3 protein-coding genes are annotated in these 2,205 nt (G+C 48.3%); all 3 read left to right on the forward strand.

Annotation, left to right across the window (positions count from 1 at the left end; translation table 11 throughout):
* Positions 1 to 654, forward strand: a 654-nt coding sequence (locus tag OEL83_21120) for a TraG/TraD/VirD4 family protein (protein MDK9709544.1), incomplete at its 5' end; no start/stop codon positions are given.
* Positions 651 to 1,982, forward strand: a complete 1,332-nt coding sequence (locus OEL83_21125) for an HD domain-containing protein (protein MDK9709545.1) — start codon at positions 651 to 653, stop codon at positions 1,980 to 1,982. The genes OEL83_21120 and OEL83_21125, both read left to right, overlap by 4 nt.
* Positions 1,979 to 2,205, forward strand: a 227-nt coding sequence (locus tag OEL83_21130) for a hypothetical protein (GenBank protein ID MDK9709546.1), incomplete at its 3' end; no start/stop codon positions are given. The genes OEL83_21125 and OEL83_21130, both read left to right, overlap by 4 nt.

Below are 2,205 nucleotides of genomic sequence, written 5' to 3' on the forward strand. Positions count from 1 at the left end.
ATCAGCCGCCTTGAGCAAGACAAAGGCGTTATCATGATTGTCCAGCTTGGCTCGTTGCTCACCAAACGGGCGGCTTATACCGCTGGGAAGGTCATTGCCTCTAACATCCAGGCGTTTGTTGGTCGCAGGTTCTCCAGTGATAAACAGATTTCACCTGCCCTTGCCCTACATATCGACGAGGCCCAGTCTGTTCTCTATGAAGGGATTGAGGAGCTCTTTGCCAAGGCCGGCGGTGCAGGTGTCTATATCCACGGCTATTGCCAGTCAGTGAGTCAACTCTACGCTGAGATTGGCCAGGATCGAGCCAATACTATCCTCGATAACTGCAATACCAAATTGTTTATGCGGGTGCCGGATGCCAAGACCGCCACCTACATCTCAGATCATCTTGGAGAAAAACGGGTCTTTAGTCCGGTTATCTCTGTTGGTGGCGGGCTGGCTATCAGAGAGACCGAGGATGTACGGGTTAAGCACACCGAAGTATTGAACTTGGCTCCCCGTCAGTTCTTCATGACTACCTATTCAGGAATTTATCGGGGAATCACCGCGGATGTTCCCACGGCTAACCTCAAGGTGATCTTCCCCGAAATCAGACCACAATGGGACGATTATCAGGAAGACCTGTCAGGCAAAGAAAAGAGGAGGGAGGGATGACTGCTGCAGAGATCAATACCATCCTTGGCCTTGGAATTTTGTTCTTTGCCAGCACAATATGGATGCTTCTCGTGAGGTCAGAGAAAAAACCTGCCGTATCCCCAAAAGTAATGTTGTTAAAAGAATTATCTAAGTATTGGATTAAAAATGGAGAGGTCGATATAGCTGATCTGGCCCCAATCTGGCGGGATGATCCTGTAGTGGAAGCAATCGATGAAGTATCCATCGAATTTCAGAATGCACGGATACAGGAATTCTACAAAAAACATATCCAACCATTACACCATGCTGCCCGTCAACAGGCAGTTTGTCGTGATCTTTTGTCTTTGCTGGACACGGAAGGGGGGTGTCCATCTGTCGTCAATGTCAGTCGTGATGTAGAAGCCACCTGGGATTCCAACACCTACACCCTGCTTGGTCAAACCAACCTGATTGACCATTCCCTGAATGTGGCTGAACAGGTGGTCCGGCTGCTACAGGAATCTGATACCGGCTATCTTATGCCGGATACCATCATTGCCGCCTTGTCCCATGATCTGGGGAAACTGCCATCCATCCGTGGGCATTTGTATAGCCTGGGCGAACATCCCTTAGCCGCTGGCCGGATTCTGGTCGGCCTTCAATCGTTCAAAGAACTTCGCCAAAAAGAGGAAATCTTACAGGCCGTAAAATTCCACCACAAACAGCCTCAAGAGCTGCTGGGCAAGACTTTGAAGCGGGCAGATCAACTTGCACGTCAACAAGAGATAGAGCAGGCACAGGAGCGACTTGGGCCATTAGAAAAACCTCCTGGGTGGCACAACGAAGCAAAAGCGCAAGACGGCATATTTGATGAAAAATCAGAAACAAAAAAGAAGACGGCAGCTCCAAAGCTCATCAACCTGTCATGGCTTAACACCCATGACTTACTGACAGATATGCGGCCCTATATCAATAAATTAGAGGGGCGAAGGTTCCAGGCATTTTCCATGCCGAATGGTGTTGTCTATTTTATGCCAAAGATATTGGAGGTGATTGCCAGGAAACAGGCTGAAAAAGCGGGAGTGCTGGAAGTAGTCTCTATGGATGAAAAAGAAATGCGGGAGGTATTGTTGTCAATCGTCCATCAACTACGGCAGGAGAATGTCATTGCCGGTGGCCTTTTGCAAGACAATTATTTTGGGGCATATTATACGGTAACCATGAAATCAGGCGTAACCATGAACGGCTATTACACGCCTTGTCATGCCGAGGCATTTGATTCTATTGCCGTTATGGAAGATGCTAAATCCGGCATCCTCCTGGACCTGGTATCTGTTGAATCAGTTCACGGGGATAAGCAGGTATGAGCGAGAGCATAAACAGTAGTGGCTTTAGTGGCTATAAGGGCGGCAGTTCCGGCAGTAGTAATAGCGGCAGCAGCAGTGGTGGTGGTAGAGGCGGCTCATATAGCCCGAATGCCACATTCATCAATACAGACTCTCGTCAATATGTAAAGCCACGGAGTATCATTAATGTAATTTCGGATATTCAGCATTATTGCATGGCTGAAAAATTGGGTAAAGCCTTGCC

Origin of the sequence: Desulforhopalus sp. (genome assembly GCA_030247675.1) — a bacterium.
In the GTDB taxonomy this organism is placed as follows: domain Bacteria; phylum Desulfobacterota; class Desulfobulbia; order Desulfobulbales; family Desulfocapsaceae; genus Desulforhopalus_A.